The organism is Mobiluncus mulieris (assembly GCF_014204735.1).
In the GTDB taxonomy this organism is placed as follows: Bacteria; Actinomycetota; Actinomycetes; order Actinomycetales; family Actinomycetaceae; genus Mobiluncus; species Mobiluncus mulieris.
In genome coordinates this window covers 300,134-320,027 of sequence record NZ_JACHMA010000001.1, presented here as the reverse complement: position 1 = coordinate 320,027, position 19,894 = coordinate 300,134, and the positions used below count along the sequence as shown (strand labels likewise).

The 19,894-nt window shown below is 54.3% G+C and carries 16 protein-coding genes; 6 read left to right on the top strand and 10 right to left on the bottom strand.

From position 1 onward, the window contains the following. Window positions 1-71: 71 nt before the first annotated feature. Together F4555_RS01475 and guaA are read right to left on the bottom strand one after the other, a co-directional pair. Window positions 72-1,637, bottom strand: coding sequence for a L,D-transpeptidase family protein (locus F4555_RS01475; protein WP_248613734.1), 1,566 nt, complete (start codon window positions 1,635-1,637; stop codon window positions 72-74). A 2-nt stretch (window positions 1,638-1,639) separates the two neighbouring features. Next, window positions 1,640-3,226, bottom strand: a complete 1,587-nt coding sequence (gene guaA, locus F4555_RS01470; protein ID WP_004012993.1) for a glutamine-hydrolyzing GMP synthase — start codon at window positions 3,224-3,226, stop codon at window positions 1,640-1,642. 176 nt (window positions 3,227-3,402) lie between these two features. On the opposite strand from guaA, the gene F4555_RS01465 reads away from it, so the two are divergent. The 5 genes from F4555_RS01465 to F4555_RS01445 all read left to right on the top strand — a co-directional run bounded on the left by F4555_RS01465 (window position 3,403) and on the right by F4555_RS01445 (window position 8,809). Further along, a complete protein-coding gene (locus tag F4555_RS01465) occupies window positions 3,403-4,155 on the top strand; it encodes a GntR family transcriptional regulator (protein WP_004014777.1) in 753 nt (250 codons plus the stop codon). A 146-nt stretch (window positions 4,156-4,301) separates the two neighbouring features. After that, on the top strand, window positions 4,302-5,291 hold the full coding sequence (pta, locus tag F4555_RS01460) for a phosphate acetyltransferase (RefSeq protein ID WP_004012995.1): 990 nt from the start codon (window positions 4,302-4,304) through the stop codon (window positions 5,289-5,291). A gap of 54 nt (window positions 5,292-5,345) precedes the next feature. Beyond that, the gene (locus tag F4555_RS01455; RefSeq protein ID WP_004012996.1) at window positions 5,346-6,533 is read left to right on the top strand and encodes an acetate/propionate family kinase; all 1,188 of its coding nucleotides are present in this window, start codon (window positions 5,346-5,348) and stop codon (window positions 6,531-6,533) included. 141 nt (window positions 6,534-6,674) lie between these two features. Continuing rightward, complete coding sequence (locus F4555_RS01450) at window positions 6,675-7,241, top strand: MarR family winged helix-turn-helix transcriptional regulator (RefSeq protein ID WP_114990069.1); 567 nt, start codon at window positions 6,675-6,677, stop codon at window positions 7,239-7,241. After that, window positions 7,238-8,809, top strand: a complete 1,572-nt coding sequence (locus F4555_RS01445; protein WP_115325539.1) for an MFS transporter — start codon at window positions 7,238-7,240, stop codon at window positions 8,807-8,809. The genes F4555_RS01450 and F4555_RS01445 overlap by 4 nt, the downstream gene beginning before the upstream one ends. 193 nt (window positions 8,810-9,002) lie before the next feature. Here the strand turns inward: F4555_RS01445 and F4555_RS01440 are convergent, their stop codons facing one another. Both F4555_RS01440 and F4555_RS01435 read right to left on the bottom strand, forming a co-directional pair. Continuing rightward, window positions 9,003-9,494, bottom strand: coding sequence for a transcriptional regulator (locus F4555_RS01440; protein WP_115325540.1), 492 nt, complete (start codon window positions 9,492-9,494; stop codon window positions 9,003-9,005). Continuing rightward, complete coding sequence (locus F4555_RS01435; RefSeq protein WP_231282773.1) at window positions 9,494-10,225, bottom strand: hypothetical protein; 732 nt, start codon at window positions 10,223-10,225, stop codon at window positions 9,494-9,496. Before F4555_RS01435 ends, F4555_RS01440 begins: the two co-directional genes overlap by 1 nt. A 234-nt stretch (window positions 10,226-10,459) precedes the next feature. Here F4555_RS01435 and F4555_RS01430 point away from each other — a divergent pair, with 234 nt between their 5' ends. After that, window positions 10,460-10,681: a hypothetical protein gene (locus F4555_RS01430; protein ID WP_115325541.1), complete on the top strand. Its 222-nt coding sequence runs from the start codon at window positions 10,460-10,462 to the stop codon at window positions 10,679-10,681. Window positions 10,682-10,841: 160 nt separating this feature from the next. On the opposite strand, the gene F4555_RS01425 is transcribed toward F4555_RS01430, so the two are convergent. The 6 genes from F4555_RS01425 to F4555_RS01400 all read right to left on the bottom strand — a co-directional run bounded on the left by F4555_RS01425 (window position 10,842) and on the right by F4555_RS01400 (window position 19,880). Further along, window positions 10,842-11,012, bottom strand: a complete 171-nt coding sequence (locus F4555_RS01425; protein WP_160151194.1) for a hypothetical protein — start codon at window positions 11,010-11,012, stop codon at window positions 10,842-10,844. A 313-nt stretch (window positions 11,013-11,325) separates the two neighbouring features. Beyond that, entirely contained in the window at window positions 11,326-12,189 is an 864-nt protein-coding gene (locus F4555_RS01420) for a carbohydrate ABC transporter permease (RefSeq protein ID WP_050750053.1), read from the bottom strand. Between the two features lie 26 nt (window positions 12,190-12,215). After that, on the bottom strand, window positions 12,216-13,181 hold the full coding sequence (locus F4555_RS01415; protein WP_004013003.1) for a carbohydrate ABC transporter permease: 966 nt from the start codon (window positions 13,179-13,181) through the stop codon (window positions 12,216-12,218). A 184-nt stretch (window positions 13,182-13,365) separates the two neighbouring features. After that, window positions 13,366-14,670, bottom strand: coding sequence for an ABC transporter substrate-binding protein (locus F4555_RS01410; protein ID WP_004013004.1), 1,305 nt, complete (start codon window positions 14,668-14,670; stop codon window positions 13,366-13,368). A 386-nt stretch (window positions 14,671-15,056) separates the two neighbouring features. After that, window positions 15,057-18,029 (bottom strand): type III restriction-modification system endonuclease, encoded by a 2,973-nt coding sequence (locus tag F4555_RS01405; protein ID WP_115325542.1) that lies wholly within the window; start codon window positions 18,027-18,029, stop codon window positions 15,057-15,059. Window positions 18,030-18,032: 3 nt separating this feature from the next. Continuing rightward, entirely contained in the window at window positions 18,033-19,880 is a 1,848-nt protein-coding gene (locus tag F4555_RS01400; RefSeq protein ID WP_255312807.1) for a site-specific DNA-methyltransferase, read from the bottom strand. Window positions 19,881-19,894: the final 14 nt, after the last annotated feature.

Here is a 19,894-nt window from a genome sequence, read left to right as displayed (position 1 = left end):
CCTCCGGAACCCCACCAGCGCCGAGGCACCGCCCCACCGGCTAGCAGCTACACCGCAACCGGCGGGCGTACCTAATTGTGAACCACCACGGGGGTTCCCAAGTCGGCAAAGTCATAAATCGCCTTCGCGGTGTCCTCTGCCATGTTTACGCAACCGTGGGATCCCCCGGGGGCTCCCGGTCCGAAAGTGGACCGCCAGTTACTGGCCGAGTGCGTGGCATAGTCCCCGTGGAAGTACAGAATCCAGTGAATATTGGGGAGCTCATAGCGGGTGCCATCAGGATTGAAGCCGCGCATGGTTTGGGTGGAGCGCTTGATATATACCTTGAATTGCCCCGTAATCGTGGGGGTGCCGGGGTTTCCTGGCACCATCGGATAGGGACCGGACACTTTCTCGGTGCCGACATAGCCGGTAACGGTACGCACCTCGGGAGAGGTATTAATATCAATCCACTTTTCCCCCGCACTGGCCACAAAAGGCAGAGTTTCCGCCCCCGGAGCCGCCACTTTATCTTCCCATTTGGCCGGAACGGTTTTTAGCTCCATGTTCTGAACGAAGTCTTTTTTAGCGGCAAAGCTCTCGGCTGCGCCGGTTTTTAGCTGCGTTAGATTGCTGACTTCTTTACCGTCTTTTTTCTCGGAGCGGACGGTGATAATTTTCCCGGCCGCGTTTAACATCCGAATTCCGTTAGTCCCCGGAGTATTTTCCGCCTCGCCTTGTTTCTCTACCCATTTGCCGATAGCTTCCCGGTCAATGTCGACGTGTTCAGGCAGCTTGTCCACACCAGAAGGAATCTTGACGAATCCGATTTTTTCCGAAGTTTTGGCTTGATAGAGTTCCTCTTGACCTTGCAATTCCAATTTCACTGTCAAGTAGCCATTGGCCTCGTCAACCAGGGGCTGCAGTTCCGCTTCCCGGTGGAAGGGCTGAACCACCTCGTTTTTCACCTGGACTGTTTTCGGATCGTTTTGGTTCAAGGCCTGCATCATCTGGTCTTTGAGCCAATAGGGATTAATCCCGAATCCGGGTTGCCCCGCAGTCACCTCAAATTTTTCGGATTTAGCGTCAGCCTTGATGGCTGGTTCTATCGGGGCGCGGCTTTGTCCCTGAATGGGAGTCAAGGCTACCGCTTTGGCATAGAGAGTGGCGTAGTCCACCTGGAGTTTCAAAGGCACTTTTTTCTCTTGGAACATCGCGGTAATGAAAGTTGCTAACTGACGGTTTGGTTTCAGCACTTCACGAGTTGTTTGCTTACTATCAACCGTAATTCCCAGTTCCGACGCGCTCACAGCGGGAACGGCGGCTCCTTGGAGTTCCAGTTTCGTATCACGCACCTTCGCATCAAAAAACTTAGCTAATTGCGGCTCGTTCATTCCCGCCACCGATTTTCCGGCGACGCGTATCCCCGGTAAGGCCAACTCGCGGTTTTGATGGTGATACACCCCAAAAGCAGTTCCCACACTGCCCAGCATCACCGCCAGTATCCCCAAGGTGACCCACAGCTTCACGTGACGTTTCCGAGGCGGTTTCCCCGGCGGAGGTGGCGGCAAGGAGGGTCGTTTAATCCCTGAGGGGAGCGGGGAATCCAGAGGCTCTGGCGGTCTTGAGGATCCCAGCCCTTGTTCAAGTTTGGCCATTCTTATTCCCATTCAATCGTTGCCGGTGGCTTGGAGGTGCAATCCAGGACAACTCGATTAATCTGAGGCACCTGATTAGTAATCTGGTTCGATATTTTAGCCACTAAACCCCATTCTAGTCGTGACCAGTCAGCAGTCATAGCGTCCTCGGAGGAAACCGGGCGTAACACAATCGGATGTCCATAAGTTCGCCCATCCCCCTGCACTCCTACGGAACGCACGTCCGCCAGCAGCACCACGGGGCATTGCCAAATCTGGTCATCCAGTCCTGCGGCCGTCAGCTCGTGACGCACTATCCAGTCGGCCTCGCGCAGCACATCGAGGCGTTCCTTGGTGACTTCGCCAATAATGCGAATCCCGAGTCCTGGTCCAGGGAAGGGTTGGCGTTTCACGATTACTTCCGGCACGCCCAGTTCCCGCCCCAGGGCTCGCACCTCGTCTTTGAATAACTGACGCAGGGGTTCGATTAGCTCAAATTTGAGGTCTTCGGGGAGGCCGCCCACATTGTGGTGCGACTTGATGTTCGCAGTGCCGGATCCCCCACCGGATTCCACTACATCAGGATAGAGGGTACCTTGAACCAGAAACTTTACTTCTTTGCCCGCCGCGCCTGCCTCGGCGATAACCGCCCGTTGGGCAGCTTCAAAGGAACGAATGAATTCACGGCCGATAATCTTGCGCTTTTGTTCCGGTTCAGTCACGCCTTTCAGCGCGGTCAAGAAGCGCGCGGATTCATCCACGTACTTGACGCGAATTCCCATCCCTGCTGCGTAATCGTGTTCGACTTGTTCTTTTTCCCCCTTACGCAGCAGGCCATGGTCGACAAATATGCAGGTCAGCTGGTCACCAACGGCTCGGTGAACCAGGGCGGCAGCCACCGAGGAATCCACCCCGCCGCTGAGCCCACAGATAACTTGGGCATCGCCGACTTGTTCGCGAATCAAGGCGACTTGGGTGTCAATGATTGATTTCGCGGTCCACACCGGTTCCAAACCAGCGCCGACGTACAAGAATTGCTCTAAGAGGCGCTGACCTTGAGTGGTATGTCGGACTTCAGGGTGGAACTGCACTCCATACAGGTGACGTTCAGGGTTTTCGAAGGCGGCTATCTGGGTTTCTTTGGTGCTGGCTGTAACTTGGAATCCGCTGGGAGCCGCCGTGACCGCATCGCCGTGACTCATCCATACAGCCTGTTCAGCTGGGATTTGTGCAAAGAGCGTTCCCGGGCAGGAAACTGACAAATCGGTGTGCCCATACTCGGAAGTACCCGTGGCGGTAACCACTCCACCAAGGGCTTGCGCCATCACCTGGAAGCCGTAACAAATGCCCAAGACCGGCACATTTGCGTCAAAAATAGCCGTGTCAAAGCGCGGCGCATCGGGGGCATACACCGAAGAAGGCCCACCTGAAAGAATGATGGCAGCCGGATGTTTGGCTAAAATCTGGTCAGCTGGCATCGAATACGGCACTATTTCCGAGTAAATCCGGGCTTCTCTCACCCTTCGAGCGATTAACTGGGCGTATTGTGCCCCAAAGTCGACAACAAGGACAGGACCAGCGGGTTTACCGCGCGACACGTTTTCTTCCATACCCCAATTCTAAGCCATATCCAGACCCCAAAATTTCACTTACCATTTGGTTAATTAACAGGGATATTTCGTTGAAATTTCAGTGCTTTTGGCCTATCATTCAGGCATTAATTGTCGATACAATAGGTGTAATCGAGGTCAAAGGAGTTGACCATCAAGGAAACGGAGGAACCAAAATGGTACAGGCACCAACTTACTTCGAAGCTGATGTGAGGCTGGATCGGAACTCTCCCGTCCCCCTCTATCACCAAATCGCACAACCAATAGAGGAACTAATCCTTTCCGGGCAGCTCACCCCAGGAACTCGCCTCGAAGACGAGCTCTCTATGGCACGCCGACTCAATGTCTCACGCCCCACCGCACGGCGGGCTCTGCAACAACTAGGTGATCATGGGCTGCTGGTACGCCGTCGTGGCATTGGCACCCAGGTGGCTCCCACCCGGGTGCACCGTCCCAACCAGTTGCAAACTGTTTTCGACCAGATGAAATCAGAAGGACGCAAACCCACCACCGAAGTGCTTTCCTATGGGTCGTCACCCGCCTCTAATGAAATCGCAGCTAAACTCGAGCTGCCAGTAGGCACCGATATTTCCACCATTCGCCGGTTGCGGCTGTGCGAACAGCAACCCGTGGGACTGATGTTCGACGTGATTCGAGCTGCCATCGCCCCGGCTGCTGTGGCCTTAGAGCGGGATTCTTTCGAATCCGCCTTGGCTGAACGTGGAGTGATTGTAGCCCAGGCTCGCCAGACCTTTTCGGCGCGTAAAGCCACCACCCCAGAGTCGCAACTGCTGCGGATTCCCGTGGGATCTCCGGTTTTGGCGGTTCAAAATGTGTCCCTGGATGACACCGGACACGTCACAGCCTACGGCGAATATTTATTCCGCCCTGACCGTTTCGCTTTCAAGTGCACCAACTTTGCCCACTGAACATACTAAAGTCGCTAAAACGCTTCCATCCGAACCCCAAAACAATTTTCGCGGTACAACATTTTAGCTCCCCCACCACTTGCGTTAGGATGAAGGGGATTCCCGTATGGATAAATACCGTCTAACAGACAGTAAAGGAGCTGGATATGAGTGGTTTTAAGGATTCATTTGTGGCCAACCTGGCCAAGCGAGCGGCCGCGAATCGGAAGCGGATTGTACTGCCCGAGGCCACTGACGAACGGGTGCTGCGAGCCGCAGCTCAGGTGTTACAAGATGGTTCGGCCGAAGTCATCTTTATCGGCGAAAAAGCTGAGATTGACACCAAGGCTCGAGTGCTTGGCGTGGATTTATCCGCTGCCACGGTGGTTTCATTGGACGACACCACCCGGCTGAACCGCTATGTTCCTAAACTGGTAGAGTTACGCCAGCATAAGGGGATGACCGAGGAAAAGGCTCGGGAAACCCTCAAGGATATTTCCTTCTTCGCTACCATGATGATTGTGTGCGGGGATGCCGATGGCATGGTGTCCGGCGCGGCACACACCACCGCCCATACGATTCGCCCCGCTTTGCAGGTTATCAAGACCCGCCCGGGCGTAAAACTGGTCAGCGGCGCATTCCTGATGGTCTTCGACGACCACTTCGATGTGTATTCCGACTGCGCGGTGACTATTGCTCCCACGGCGGAGCAACTGGCTGATATCGCCGTGGTTTCGGCCGCGACCGCCACCCAGTTCGGCTTAGAACCTAAAGTGGCGATGCTGTCTTATTCCACAATTGATTCCGGAACTGGCCCGATGGTTGACCTGGTGCGCGAGGCTACCGCCTTGGCCAAGGCGGCGGCTCCAGAAATGGCCATTGATGGACCGCTGCAGTTTGACGCAGCCGTGGTGGAATCAGTGGCCGCCAAGAAAGCACCTGGTTCAAAGGTAGCGGGTCAAGCCAATACCTTTATTTTCCCGGATTTGAATGCCGGCAATATCACATACAAGGCGGTACAGCGCACTTCCGGTGCCTTGGCTATCGGCCCGGTATTGCAAGGCCTCAACGCCCCGGTCAACGACTTGTCGCGCGGCGCCACGGTGGACGACATTATCAACACCGTGGTTATCACCGCTATCCAGGCGCAAGGCTAGTGGATAATAAGCTTGTAAACATAACCCAGACTCAAAGATATAGATAGGCAATTCATGACTAAACAGACAGTTTTCGTTATCAACTCTGGATCCTCTTCCTTGAAGTACCAGCTGATTGAGCCCGTTTCCGGTGAAGTGTTGGCCAAGGGTATCGCTGAACGTATCGGCACCGACAAAGGTGAAATCACCCACGAGGCTAACGGCGAAAAACACCATGATGCCTTGCCATTACCCACCCACAAGGAAGCCTTTACTCGTATCGTCGAAATGTTCAAGGAAAACGGACCTGACCTAGATAGCGCCAATGTGGTGGGCTGTGGACACCGCGTGGTGCAGGGCGGGTGGTATTTCCGTGGATCTGCGGTCATAAACCAGGACACTCACGCTAAAATCGTGGAACTGTGTGACTTGGCTCCCCTGCACAATCCCGCCCACCTGATTGGGATTGACACGGCGATGGAACTGTGGCCCGATTTGCCCCACGTCGCCGCCTTTGACACGGCGTTTTTCCACGACTTGCCAACCGAAACCCAGACCTATGCCTTGGAAAAAGATACCGCCGCGAAATACCACATTCGCCGCTACGGGGCGCATGGAACATCCCACGAATACGTCTCGGGTCTGGTCTGTGATCACCTGGGACGCGACGATGTGAAGCAAATCACTCTGCACCTAGGCAACGGGGCTTCGGCCTGTGCGGAATTGGGACGCAAAGCCATCGATACTTCGATGGGCTTGACTCCCCTGGAAGGGCTGGTGATGGGGACTCGCACCGGCGATATCGACCCAGCTGTGGTGTTCCACTTGCTGCGCAAGGGCATGAATGTGGACGAACTGGATACCTTGTTCAACAAGAAATCCGGCATGTTGGGGCTGTGCGGCGACAATGATATGCGCGATGTGTGGCAACGATGCCAGGCCGGCGACCCCGATGCACTCCATGCCCTGCAGGTGTACTTGCAGCGCTTGTTGAAGTATGTCGGGGCGTATACGGCGGAACTCGGCGGTCTGGATGTACTGACATTCACCGCCGGTATCGGCGAAAATGACCCGGGGATTCGCGCGAAACTGTGCGAAAAACTGGCGTTCATGGGGGTCAAGCTTGACCCCGAGCGCAACGAAAACCGCGATCGCGCCGCCGAGGTATGGCAGATTTCCGCCCCGGATTCCCAGGTTATGGTCTTGGTGATTCCCACGAATGAAGAGGTCGCCATCGCCCGCCAGGTGCTCTCCTTGATTTAGGGTTTCTGGTGCCCTTTTCATGAGGTGCCACCCGAAATTCCTGGCGTAATCCTTAAAATTTATCCCCAAATCCTTCGGGATTTGGGGATAAATTTACTCCCCTCTTGATTAAGTATCTTAACTATCAATATACTTAACTACATGAGTGGAACATCCTACCAAAACAGAAACCACGACCCGGACAGCAACGCCGCAGCTGACTTCGCGCCCAGCGCTAAGACCGCGCGGGATACTGCCAGCGAGGCTGCCCCGGATGCCGCGCGACATCGCATAGTCTTCGAACTGCACCGCCTGATTTTCTCCTCCAGTGCCTTGATTAACAGCTACACATCGCGGCTGGGTCTGCATGGCAAAGACGGCGAGGCCGTACTGCTGGTGTGGCAAGCGGAACTGGAAGACAAGCCGCTGACCCCCTCCAACCTCGCGATGTCCCTGCACATCACCCGCGCGGCCGCGTCCTACCAAGTCGAGCGGCTGGTGGAACAGGGGCTGCTGCAACGCCACTCCGACCCGGCCGACCGGCGGCGCACTCTGTTGGGTTTGGGTAAGAATGCCGCAGATGTTGGCCACTATTTCACCACGCCCCTATCCGAGAGTATGGGGGAACTGTTTGCCGGGCGCCGACCCCGGGAAGTACAGCTATTCACCGAGATGCTCGGGGAACTGGCCGATGCCTTGCAAACTTGGCACCAGGGAGGCTCGCGATGAAAAACGCAACGCTTGATACCCAGATGGCACCTCATACAGCCGACACAGCCGACACGACCAACGCGACCAACGCGACCAACGCGACTTTCACTCCCCCGCGCCACTGGAAACTGATTTTGGCGCTCTACCTGGCGGGAATCGGGATGGGCGCGCTAGACACCGCGATTGTGAACCCCGCACGCACCGTCATCCAAGAAAGCCTGGGGGTGGGCGACCAAGTCAGCGTGTGGGTGTTCACGATTTACACCCTGGCCTACGCTGCCGGGATTCCAGCAATCGGGAAACTCGCGGATTTATGGGGCACAAAACCGGTATTTCTGGCGGCAATTGGTCTGTTCGCGGTCGGCTCGCTGGGATGTGGCCTGTCCCAGACCTTCGAGTCTTACGGGATGCTGCTGGCCTCGCGCGTGGTGCAAGCCCTGGGCGGGGGCGGGATTATGCCAGTGGCGACGGCGGCAGTGACCACTGTGGTGCCACCCGCGAAGCAGGGTCGCGCCCTGGGGCTGGTCGGCATGGTTTACGGGGTGACCTCGGTGCTGGGTGCCGGGGCGGGCTCCCTGGTGCTGGCGGTGGCCGGGGCGGGGAACTGGCAGTGGATTTTCTATATCAACCTGCCGGTGGCCGTGGTTGTGATTGGACTGGGTGCGTGGGTGTTGCCTCGAGGAGGTGCGCGCGACACGCGACGGCTGGATTTAGTGGGAATTGCGGTGCTGGTGGTGATGATAATCGCGCTGCTGTGGGGATTTCAGCACCTGGATTTCGGGGATTTCCTGGGCACGGCGCGCCAGCCGAATGTGTTTTTGGCTTTGGCGAGCTGCGCAGTGTTGGCACCCGTGTTTTGGTGGCGCGAAACCCGGCTGCAGCGGCGCGGGGGCGACCCGATTATTAACTTCAAATACTTCGCCACCCTGCCAGTTTTGACGACTTTGCTGGTTGGGGGGATTGCCGGGACTTTAATGATGACCATAATGTTCATCCCCCAGTTTTCCGAGTTCACCTTGGGTTTGCCCCGGGGCGCGGGCGGTTTCCCCACCGTGTTGGTCGGGCTCGCTTCGGCAGTGGGAGCACCGCTGTCGGGACGCTTGACGGACAGGTTTGGACCGCGTTTCGTGTTGGGCATGGGGCTGGTGATTTCGGCCGGATCCGGGGTATTGCTGGTGTTTTGGGCGACCCCATTCCCCGGGCTGGCCTCGACCTTGGTGGCCTTGGCCTTGATGGGACTCGGCATGGGGTTTTTGATGGGGGCACCGCTGAGTTATTTGGTATTGCACTTGGTGCCGGCGCGCGACGCGAATTCCGGCCAGGCCACACTGTCCTTGGTACGCTCGATTGCGACTACTTTGGCGCCGGCGCTGCTGGTGGGTTTCTTGGCCACCGGCGTGACTGCCGACGGGTCGGACGCCTCGCCCAGCGGCGCGGGTTGGTTTTCCCTGTTTCATGAGGGGCTATCCCTGGGTTTTGCGCGTATGTTCGGGTTCTATACCCTGGTCTCGATCCTGGGCATGGGCTTGTTAGCTGCGCTGCCGTCTAAATCCCGATTGGCGACTCATGAACCCGTGGAAAGATGACCGGGGTGCCTTTGGCAAGCATCTTTTTAGAGATATACACCCCAAGGAAGCTGCTTTAACGTACTCTAACATTGTTAGAGTACGTTAAAGCAGCTATTAGAGTACCGAAAACTCCTTGAAATTCCAAGGAAAACCCCGGACAGCTACTCTAACATCGAATGTTAGAGTAGCTTTAGAGTAGTTGGAACCGTGGTCAGAGCCGTTGGGTAATCTCGCGCAAGGCATTGACGTGCCCGGCATAGGCGCGCCGCCCCGCCGGGGTCAGTGCCACCCAGGTGCGCGGGCGTCCGACCACTTCGGGGCGTTTTTCCATCGCCAGGTAACCCGCCTCGGCCAGCAGTTTCAACTGTTTGCTCATGAGTTGCGTGGTGATTTCCACGTTTTCCTCCAGCGTGGCAAAGTCGATTTCCGACACCGCCGCGAGTGTCGCCATAATCCGCAGCCGGTTCGGGGAATGAATCAGTTCATCAAACTTGGCCGGGGTAGCCTCCGCCTGCCGAGCCGCGCCAGGTTTGTTCCGCCGGGCGGGTTTTACGGTTTCATGAGGTGCTATTTCGGGGGGCGAGGCGGGTTCCTGCTGCACAACCCCTTTTTCACGAGTCGCAGATTCGGGCGTTTTGCCCGGATCGACGGGCGGCACCTCATGAATCCGCCGTACCCCACCAACCCCGGAAGTACCATTCATCACCGAACACTCCCCCGGCGTTTAGCCTTTTCAGCGGTCTTGACCGCAGCGATGCGCCGACGAACCTCTTCGCGCGCCGAATCCCAGATTTCCTCCGACTCGGTGAAGTCAAAAGCCCTGGCCAGCACCCGCACCCGGTACCAATGCAAGACAACCTGGGCATAAAATCCCAAAACCACCGCCACCGCCACAAACACGATACTCGCCAGCAGCCACGGGGAATCGCCTTTACTTTCCCACAGGATATTGGCCGTGGCAGTGCCCCCGACCACGGGGGGCAGCAAGAACCGGATTTGCAAGCGCAGGCGTTCGTCTTGCCCCAGTCCGGTGCGTATCAGTTTGGGCCACATTAACGTCAACAGCGCATACGTGCCCAGTATTCCCCCGGCCACGGTTGCGACATAGACCCACTCGTTTTCCAGCAGCAGGGGAAACGACTGAATCGCGGCCGGTAACAGCATGTATAGCGTCAGCCACCAGCGTGGGAAACGTTGCAGAGTCACCACCCGGTCGGCCGTCTGGTCGACAAGTTCTAGCAGCTGCGCGGCTTCCTCGGGGCTCGGTTTCGTGGCAGCGAGTGCTAAATCGGCTGGGTCTGTCTGGGCTGAATCTGCCGCTGTTGGGGTTGTCTCGACTGGATTGGCTTCGCCTCTTGCAGCTTTGGGGGTAGCACCCGGAATGGTCATCCCCGCGCCAGGCTCTTTACTTGCATCGTTCGCTTCGTCACTCATTGGTTCGTCGCCTTTCATGAGGTGCCAACCGTTTTACCGGCTCTTCCTCAAAGTTAGTTGCCAACATGGCAAGTATAACAGCTTGGTTGCCACTTTGGCAAGCAACTCATGTTTATAGGTTTATGCCGGATACCCGGATACCGCGCGTTACTCTAAATCAATCGGGGTGCCAGGCTGAGCCTGGCACCCCGATTGATTTAGTTGCCTTTTTTACCGCTTAGGCTTGCCGTCGCGGTGGCGCCGCCTACTGTCGCTGCGGCAGTTCTCGCGCTTGTTGTCGCGGTGGCGCTCTGGGGTGGGACGGCCGGGCTAGCTATGGTTTGTCCGATTTCTCTAAGCGGCAAAGCCGCTAAGAGAAATTACGGAAACCATGAATCGCCCTACGCCGTCCCGCCCCGGACGCGCGCCGCCGCTAGCGAAGGTGGTGTGGCGAGGTGCGCAGCGCAGCGAGACTGAGAGGTGAAACTTTGCGGAGCAAAGTTGAGGGGAAACCTCCTCCCGTGGTGAATTCGAGCTCAGGACAGTTGGAGTTCCTGGTATCAGCTTCGATTGCAATTCCTACATCAGCTGTGGTTTTCAGTTCTCCCGCAACTGTAGCAGGGGTGGTCGCTTTGTACTATACCTTCACCGGAACAGTCTTATCGGAGTTGTTAATAGTCGGTTCACTTGCGAAAACCACGTTGGCGAAGGTGGGGGTGAGGCCTACTACGAGCAGGCCGGAGAGCGTGGCTATGCCCAGTCTATTTAGGCTGCCCCACCCCCGCGATTTTCTAAGTTCGTGTTTCATTTACATTTCCTTTCGGGTCTAAATATAGGGCAGCATAAAGCTGCCTGCGGGAATCTCCGCTGGGCAACATTACTACACACTTCTTGCCAAAAATTTAGGGTACAAGTTCCCTCAGGCTCCCGGCTCAACCCGAAAAACCCACAATCCCCCCCAGGTCAAACCCGTCCCACCAGAAAAACCCCAAGAAATGCAGCAAAGCAGCGCCGGCGCAGCAGCGTAAAACAAAGGCAAGCACCTCATGAAACCGAAACAAAAATACGCAGCGAAACCTGGCGCGGCGAAAAACGCCACGGAAAACGACGGAAAGTGAAGGCTAGCCTTTGACCGAACCAGCCATCATGCCGCCCACAAAGTACTTCCCCAGCGCAATATAGACCAGCAATGTCGGCACGGAAGCAATCAAGGCACCCGCCATGGAACCGCCATAGTCGGCCATAATCGACCCGTGTGCCAGTTCGTTTAGAGCCAAGGTAACCGGGCCATTTTGGGCTCCGCCCCCAAAGAAAAGGGCAAAGAGATAGTCATTCCATGCGGCTGTGAACTGCCAGATTAGCACTACCACAAAGGAAGGAATCGAAATTGGCAACACTACCGAGAAGTAGGTGCGCAGCATCCCGGCTCCGTCAATCCGAGCGGCCTCTATTAAATCTTTCGGAATCGACTCGTAGTAGTTGCGGAAAATCAGGGTGGTAATCGGGATGCCATAGACAATGTGCAAGAAAATCAGCAGGTGAATCCCGAAACCAATATTGGATGACACCACGATTTTCATCAGGGGAATCATCACTGCCTGGTAGGGAATGAACATTCCGAACAGAATCAGGGTAAAGACCACATTTGCCCCGGGGAAACGCCAGCGGGACAGCACAAAACCATTGGCCGAGCCCAGCATGGCCGAAATAATCGAGGACGGAATCACCATCAGCAGCGAGTTCAGCAAACCGCCTTTTAACGCCTCCCAGGCGCGAGCCCAGTTATCGGTGTTCCACTCGGTAGGCAAGAACCAGGTACGGGAGGGATCCGCATCACTCGCGCCTTTGAAAGAGGTAACAACCAGGACATAAACCGGCATCAGCACGGCGGCCAAGAACAAAATCAACAGCACGTAGCGCACGGTTTTCCCTATCGTGGTGCCGGTTTTACCTGGCACTCGGGTTTGAGGCTTCGTTTTCTTCATTGTCTTTTCCTTAACTGCGGTGTTGGTCATCGTGCCGACTCCTTTGCGTCGCGAATCAGGTAGGGCACGACCAGGCACGCCACAATCACCAGCAGCACCGTCCCCACGGCGGCCGCATTGGAATGGTCGGACACCGTCATAAAGTTATACATATCAATGGCGGGAACCTTGGTTTGATAGAAAGTCTGCGAGGCAATCGCCATAATCAAGTCGAAGGATTTGAGCGACATGTGTCCGATGATGATGACAGCCGACAAGGCCACGGGGGCAAGTTGCGGGAAAATAATGTGGCGGTAAAGTTGCCATTCATTCGCTCCATCCATGCGGGCAGCCTCGCGCAGGTCGTCGGGAATGCCGCGAAAACCGGCCAGGAACAGTGCCATTACGTAACCAGAAAGCTGCCACACCGCAGGAATACCAATGGCTAGAATACCGAAGCGAACATCAGATATCCACTGGTTTTCCAAGGCTTTCAACCCTGTCATTTCAAACAAGCGGTTCAGCCCCGAGGCATTATCCCCGGTGGCCGAGTTCAGCAGCCAGCGCCACACCACGCCCGAGGCAATGAAGGACACGGCCATCGGAAACAGGAATACCGAGCGAAAGAAGCCCTCGCCTTTCATGGGTTTCTCTAAAATCCAGGCCCACAGGAAGCCCAACACCAGGGTTCCTACCAGGAACATCACCGTGAACATTAACAGGTTCACCAAGGAATGTTGGAAGTCTTTGTCGGCGAACAGCGTGCTGAAGTTTTCAAAACCGATAAAGTGCACGGGTGCCTTCCCCGAGACTTGCGGCGGGGTGTGATTATCCTGCATCGAGGTAATAACGTTGGTTCCCAGCAGCCCGTAAACAAAAATCGCCACCAGTATCAGCGAAGGCGACACCAGCAACAGTCCCGGTCCCCACTGTTTGATACCGTTTGAACTGCGAGCCTTTCTCGGCTTAGATGCTGCGGCTACTTTGCTCACAGCGGCTTGATTGTCTGACATATTATCCTCAATTCAAGGCAGATTTTGCGGGTTACCATCCCGGCTGTTTTCCACTGCTTGTTTTATTTTTAAAAGCCCAAATCCCCTGTTTTAGGAAGGTGCGTCCCATGAGGGGCTTACCCGGGGGTCGAGTGGCTCCTCATGAAGTCGACCCGACCCCCGAAACAAACCCTTGGAAGGGGAATTACACGGCGCTCTTTACGGCAGCCACGAAGTCCTTTTGCAAGGCATCAACGTCTTTGGCTGCCATGAACTTGCCCAAAGCTGCTTTCATGGCTTCGGTGGCTTTCAGTGGCAACGCCGCCCCGTGGGCGATGGAGGACACTATGGTGTCCTTACCGAAAGATTCCATGGCGGACTGCTGGTATCCGGAGAACTCTTTAATCTGTTCCGGGGTCAAATCCGAACGAGATGGAATAGAGCCCTTGGCCTTGTTGAAAGCAATCTGGCCTTCCACCGAAGAAATCGTTTGCAACCAAGCCTTGGTGCCCTCGGGATGCTTCGCGCCTACCGGCATGGTGAAGGAATCCGCCAGGAAGTCAAACACGCCTTCGTTACCCGGAACCGGGAAGGTTACGTAGTCCTTGCCCCATTCCATATTGGCGTGCTCGAAGGCTGGCGGCGCCCAGTCGCCCATCACGTTATAGGCGCTCTTGCCTTCCAGAATCGGTTTCATGGCCGGCTCCCAGTCCTCGGTGTAAAGAGAGGGGTCGGTGTAGGAAATAATCTTGGCGTAATCTTCGAGTGCCGCCTTTACGTCCGCACCAGCCCAGTCGGTTTTGCCGTCCATGAGCCCGTTGTACTTGTCCACCCCCAGGTCGGAAATCAGCACGGTTTCCAGCAGTTCTAGCTGAGTCCAGGTGTCACCCACGGTGATGGGGAATTTCACCCCGGCACCCTTGAGTTTCTCCATGTCAGCAATCCAGCCTTTGATGTCTTTGGGGGGATTCTTGGGGTCGAGGCCGGCCTTTTCCATAACCTTCGGGTTAGCCCACACCACATTCGCGCGGTGAATATTAGAGGGCACCGAGTAAATCTTGCCGTCCACCGTCAGACGGTCAATCAGGGATTTCGGGAAGGCTTCACGCAGTTTGAACTCGTCGTAGAGCGAGGAAACATCCTCGACATAGCCCGAGGCGATATCCGCTGAAAGTTCCGCCCCCGCGTGGGACTGGTAGGTGTCCGGCGGGTTTTTGGCGGCCAGGTCAGCAGCCAGTTTTTGTTTGGCGTTAGTACCGCCGCCACCGGAAGTCGCCAGATTTTTCAGGGTAATATCCGGGTGCTGCTCTTTGAACACCTTGGACAAAGCCTCAAAGCCGTCTTTTTCTGAACCGGCCGACCACCAGGTGGTTACACCGACTTCTTTAGCTCCGTCAGCGCCAGAGTCGCCGGAAGCCTTACCCGCATCCCCGGAACCTCCTGAAGAACCGCACGCGGTCATAGTCAAAGCCAGTGCTACGGCACCGGCAGCTGCAAATAATTTTCGCATTGAAACTCCAATCCATTAAACATCGTTGTCTTTCCAGCCGGTAGGAACCAGCCGCGCCAGAGGAAACCAGCTGCGACTATTATCTATCATAAATGCTCCGAAGTGTTAACTTCATGCAGCTTTTTTGAAAAAAACCAAAATTTTACTTCATAGTTCATCACCTACATGAAAGTCTCGTGAATTTTGTGTTCATTTTGCAAAGGCTATTGAATATAAAACCGCAATGTCGGAATGGTTACCTTTAGGAAATTTCCACAAAAATCACAGCCAAAGTCGAGTCGGTTATATCCACGAAATCTTGCCCCGTCAGCTAGGCGACCGACATCATGAACCCAACCTGGAGAAACACCGTCGCTGCGCGGTTAGCTTGAACCAAAGGTACGCACTCACTGTGCGGCCAGTAGCTGCTGAAGCATTACGACGATGTCGTCTTGTTTCAGCTGTGGTTCGAAGCGTACTCTGATTCCCTGCTGTTGCATGAACTCGAAGAATTTTTTAGCCGCTTTGATTTTGAGCACCTCTACCCCACGCAGGTCGTTTCTGGTTTTGACATCCTTGGTTTCCACGATGAAATTCAAGCTCAAGGCACCTTCAGGAGTACGCAGCACATACATGAAATCCGGACTGGTGGTGCCCCCGAAATACAGGGGAACTTTAATGGAACAACGTGGAATCTTGCCGAAAACCTCGACCTCCTTTAGCCCAGAGTTTTTGATATTGGCTTTTTCCAGGTCTGAATCATAAACGAAAGCATCATAGAGATACTTGTCTGAAACTTGGAAGTGCTCCGTCCGGTGTATTCCCAAGTTTCCTTGAATGATGCTTTCAAGCGGTTCCCCGTTGGCTTCGGTCAGTGCTGTCGCCCCGATCACACCGTCAATTCTGGTGTAAGAGAAGCGGCTGACGAAACTGTCTTGCATCCAGGAATGGAACTTAGCGACGAACCTTGACAGGGTAGCTTTAGAGAAGAAATCCTGGGGCAGCGTCTTGGTGGCGTTTCGACGCGTTAAACCAGCGTGAACTGCGGAGATTGGCAGGAATGTCTGCTGGTAGACAGCCTTCAGCCACTCACCATAAGACAGCGTATCTTCGATTCGGTAAGTATCAATCGCCTCTGATTGGGTAACCAGGTTTCCCGTCGCATCACTATGGATACGGTTGCGCCTAATCACCCCCAGTTGTGGAGTGTAAATGTCATCTCCGGGGTCGAGAATATGGTCTATACAGGCTGTAAATTCCGCCTCGCTCAGTTCATCCAAACGGAGGTAGTATTTCTGGTTTACTAGCTCCCAAAGCTGCCTAATCTTGGCAAAGTTCTCTTTCCGGATTCGCACTTGCATCGGTTTTTCGACTACCTTGCCGCTATGAAGACCCGTGTTGAACTCTGGGTAGTTGGCAAAGAGCTCCGCCGCCCGGACTTCGATAATATTCTTGTCGGTGTCAACCAGTTTCTTTTGCAGTAGCTCGATAAACAGCTCTGTTTCGTCCAGACCATACTGCTTCGCGACCTTTTTCAGCATGGCGTTAATATTGCGGGGATTGCTTGGCGCCTCGGCGTTAATCTCCCGAATCAGCTTGTTAGCGAAATCGGCCTCGGTGAAGTCAATCAGATAGGTCAGATAGAACTGTTCATCGGCAATCCGGGTGCCGTACTCGTCTACTGGGAGCCGCAGACCGCGTCCCACCTCCTGTAGTTTTGAGATTTCCGAACCGGAGGAACGTAGCTTGACAATTTGGAACACATTGGGATTGTCCCAACCTTCCCGCAGGGTCCACTTCGAGAAGATGAAACGCATTGTGTTCCACCCCCCATCGGGTTTACGGAAAGACAGCAACGCTTCTTTGTCGCGTAAGATTGCGTCCACTTCGGCCTGGATGGCGGCATCGGTAGAGGCGTTATCAGCCGAGAAATATCCGCCGTTTGTGGCCGGCAAGTCCGCCAGGGAGGCGCGCAGATAATCGGCGTATTCTTGCGCCTTGGGACTAGGGTTGGATTGGTATTCCTCTAGGCGTTGCTTGATTTGCTTCATGAGGAGCTGCTCAAATTTGTGGCGTAAATGCCCGGGATGTCCGTCTTTGCCACGGTAGGACTCGATGGAGTCGATGAAAAACAGGCTCAGTGTTTTTATTTTGCGACCACGTTTGAAGTTTTCCCACTCGGTGTCAAAATGGTTGACCAGGGCACGTTCTAGCATTAAAGCCTGGTAGGTATCCGAGTATGCCCCAGAAGTAATAGTGTCGCCCCGAGCCAAAATCTGGCCATTGGACAGAGTAATCCCCGACTTGATGTTGATGCTTTCCGTCTTACCAATGCCTTCCACTGTGATACCAGCGAAATCGCCATCTATGCTCCCCAAAGAATCACCCAGATTTAGGGTGTGACTTTTCTGCGTGTCTTCATCCTTGAAGGTGACGGTTTTGGGTTTGGATGCAGAGAGACGTGTTAACTTCAAACGCACGGTTTTTTCGGTCGACTCCTGAGGATATTGCACCGCCACACCCTTGACTAGCTGGCGGTTAAACGCTTCTATGGAGCCCAGGTTGAAAATTAGGCTGTTATAGTCAATCCGACCTGTTTTCTCGCTGCGAGGGAAAGTAGCTCCAAAGCGAATCACCACCTGCGGACGGATGCGTTCCATGAGAGTTTCCCAAGCCTTGTTTTCCTTACGGAAACGGTGGGGTTCATCTATCAACACAATGGGGCGAGTTTCAGCCAAGGCATCGTAAGGCACCGAGGAAACACCCAAAACAACCTGGTCGTAGTTGGTGGCCATCGTTGCCTTCGACTGCAACATCCCATCGGTCATTAGCAAACAGTTGATACGGTTACGTTGTAGCCGCGAAGCACTGACGAAAGAAGAGATTGCCGTGGGGAAAACTTTGCGCCCATTGGAGCGTTTCTGGGGGTCGAGTACTTCGAGCGCAAGACGCGTCTGGGTACCGTAAATATCCGCAAAGTGTTCCCGGGCATAATCCGAGGCAATGAACTTCCTGGTTCCTTCTTTGATAGGCGTGGAGGGCACCAGGATAATAAACTTATTAAACCCATAGCGTTTATGCAGCTCAAACATGGTTCTGGTGTACACATAGGTTTTGCCGGTACCGGTTTCCATTCGCACGTCGATACCCAGGTATAGGCCTCTCTCTTTGGTGTGCAGTCCTTCAGCTATGGCCGGTACACCTTCTACACTGCCGTGTTGGATATCCCAGATATTTTCCTCAATTTTCAAGCCTTTCATATCGATAACCGGGTTGGCTTCACTCGAACCGGTTTTGTCCAACGCTACGTCTTGGAACACGTGGCTCAAAGCGGTGATGGCTGCAGTCTGGTGGGGTAGGTTTTGGAGCCTTATCTTCATCAGCTAAAACCTCTCGATTACTTCCGCACTCTGGCCGCTCTTGAGCACTGACAGGTTCTTCTTCAACTCGTGCATCACCGAAAAAGTCACTGAGTAAGGAAACACCACGATTCGGTTCAACAGCAACTCATTGGTTTCCAGCAGGCGCACCAGCTCCTGGACATCCTCAGAGGTAATACCTGGCTCGATAAGATAGGCCGAGTCCTCATACACATCCAATGTATAGCCTTTAAGCAGCAGTTTTTGGGGCTTAGCCAGCAGCCCGAAACCATCTTGGTTCAGCCAGGTAGCGAGCACAACATCACGACCTGGAGTCCCGTCAAGGTTGAACTTAGATACATAGTCACCCGCCAAGACTTCGGCCGGATTGGGGGTAAATTCATCGAGTTCATCGAGAGTTTTCGCGGCAGGTGTCTCGAGCCGAAACAGTTTGAAGCCGTAGTCGATGTTAACCCCGGTTTCTACTTTGATTTTCGCGGCGGCTCGCTTAATTCGTTCCCGCCCAATTTCATCAATCGTCCGATATCCCGCCTGGTAGGCGGCCTTTGAATGCCGGTTGTCCTTCGGGTTTATTATCTCGGGCAGCTGCACCATAATGTAACGACGGTTCCCACCATCTTCGGCATTCAGTTGCATTACCGCATCAGCTGTCGTGGAGGAACCCGAAAAGAAATCCAGGACAATGTCAGAATCATTCTTGGAAAGGATAGTGCAGCCCTGTACCACAGACTTGACCAGCTCCACCGGTTTTGGGAATGAAAAAAACGAATCTAGCTGCAATGATGACAGGTTAGCCACCCCCAACTTATTCAAGTATTTGGCGTAGCCTTCACCATCAAGTCTCTTCAAAACAGTGTAGAATTTGGAGGTATCGGTATCCACACGGCGCAAGCGGCCTACGATTGTGAACTGCCCTTTCGGCACTAAAACGTAGTCTCCTGATTCGATTCCAGCATCGATTTCTCGCTTCTTTTCCGCGCCCAGGTACCGCACTATTTCTTCATAATAGCATGTACCGTATTTACCAAATTCTTTTCGTAACCAATCTGTTTCAATCCAATAGTCGACTCCGTCTTTATTGATGATTTTGCCACGAATATCCTTGGGGCGCCCCAGAGGAATGAATTTATCTATATTTTTTGCGTAAGTCGGTAAATAATCATGACCTATCACAGCTTGTTTAGCAAGACCGCCCCCCTCTGACCGCACGATTACAAAGCTGGCTACAAAATTCTGTTCCCCAAAAATGTCGTCACACAGCAGTTTCAGATTAGCCTGTTCATTATCGTCAATACTGATAAAGATAACCCCATCGTCACTCAAGAGTTCTTTCGCGAGAGCAAGACGCGGGTACATAAAGGTCAGCCACGCGGAGTGGGAGGATTTGCCGCGCATATCCAAAACACGTCTGGCTTCATCCACACTAATGCCAATTTTGTCCACCAGCTGGCGGGCGGTAAAGCCAAAGTCGTCTTGGTACACGAACCCGTCAGACCCGGTGTTATAGGGCGGATCGATATAAATACACTTGACCATCCCCGCATAGGATTTCACCAGGTGCCCCAACGCATCAAGATTGTCGCCCACGATATAGAGGTTCTCGGATTCTCGGTTTTCAGGCTGCGCATTGTGTTCCATATCAGGCACAATCACGGTTTCGCTTTCCAAACCGGCCTGATATTTAGCATAGGTTTTACCCAAAAACCGCAGCTCGTAGCCTTCCCGACTCAGATTGATAGCTTCACTTTTAAGCATCTGTTCGAAACGGTCGAGCCGAAAAGCATCCTGCGCATCGAAATATTCCGGGAAAGCCAGACGTAGCCGCTCTATTTCGGCGCTATTAGGCCTCACAGCTTCGTTATGCT

What these genes read in the sequence shown, in the direction of transcription:
- F4555_RS01410 (WP_004013004.1), bottom strand. Translation starts at nt 14,670, where the DNA reads ATGCGAAAATTATTTGCAGCTGCCGGTGCCGTAGCACTGGCTTTGACT.
- F4555_RS01415 (WP_004013003.1), bottom strand. Translation starts at nt 13,181, where the DNA reads ATGTCAGACAATCAAGCCGCTGTGAGCAAAGTAGCCGCAGCATCTAAG.
- F4555_RS01425 (WP_160151194.1), bottom strand. Translation starts at nt 11,012, where the DNA reads ATGAAACACGAACTTAGAAAATCGCGGGGGTGGGGCAGCCTAAATAGA.
- F4555_RS01405 (WP_115325542.1), bottom strand. Translation starts at nt 18,029, where the DNA reads ATGAAGATAAGGCTCCAAAACCTACCCCACCAGACTGCAGCCATCACC.
- F4555_RS01445 (WP_115325539.1), top strand. Translation starts at nt 7,238, where the DNA reads ATGAAAAACGCAACGCTTGATACCCAGATGGCACCTCATACAGCCGAC.
- F4555_RS01465 (WP_004014777.1), top strand. Translation starts at nt 3,403, where the DNA reads ATGGTACAGGCACCAACTTACTTCGAAGCTGATGTGAGGCTGGATCGG.
- F4555_RS01455 (WP_004012996.1), top strand. Translation starts at nt 5,346, where the DNA reads ATGACTAAACAGACAGTTTTCGTTATCAACTCTGGATCCTCTTCCTTG.
- F4555_RS01435 (WP_231282773.1), bottom strand. Translation starts at nt 10,225, where the DNA reads ATGAGTGACGAAGCGAACGATGCAAGTAAAGAGCCTGGCGCGGGGATG.
- F4555_RS01440 (WP_115325540.1), bottom strand. Translation starts at nt 9,494, where the DNA reads ATGAATGGTACTTCCGGGGTTGGTGGGGTACGGCGGATTCATGAGGTG.
- F4555_RS01450 (WP_114990069.1), top strand. Translation starts at nt 6,675, where the DNA reads ATGAGTGGAACATCCTACCAAAACAGAAACCACGACCCGGACAGCAAC.
- pta (WP_004012995.1), top strand. Translation starts at nt 4,302, where the DNA reads ATGAGTGGTTTTAAGGATTCATTTGTGGCCAACCTGGCCAAGCGAGCG.
- F4555_RS01475 (WP_248613734.1), bottom strand. Translation starts at nt 1,637, where the DNA reads ATGGCCAAACTTGAACAAGGGCTGGGATCCTCAAGACCGCCAGAGCCT.
- guaA (WP_004012993.1), bottom strand. Translation starts at nt 3,226, where the DNA reads ATGGAAGAAAACGTGTCGCGCGGTAAACCCGCTGGTCCTGTCCTTGTT.
- F4555_RS01420 (WP_050750053.1), bottom strand. Translation starts at nt 12,189, where the DNA reads ATGAAGAAAACGAAGCCTCAAACCCGAGTGCCAGGTAAAACCGGCACC.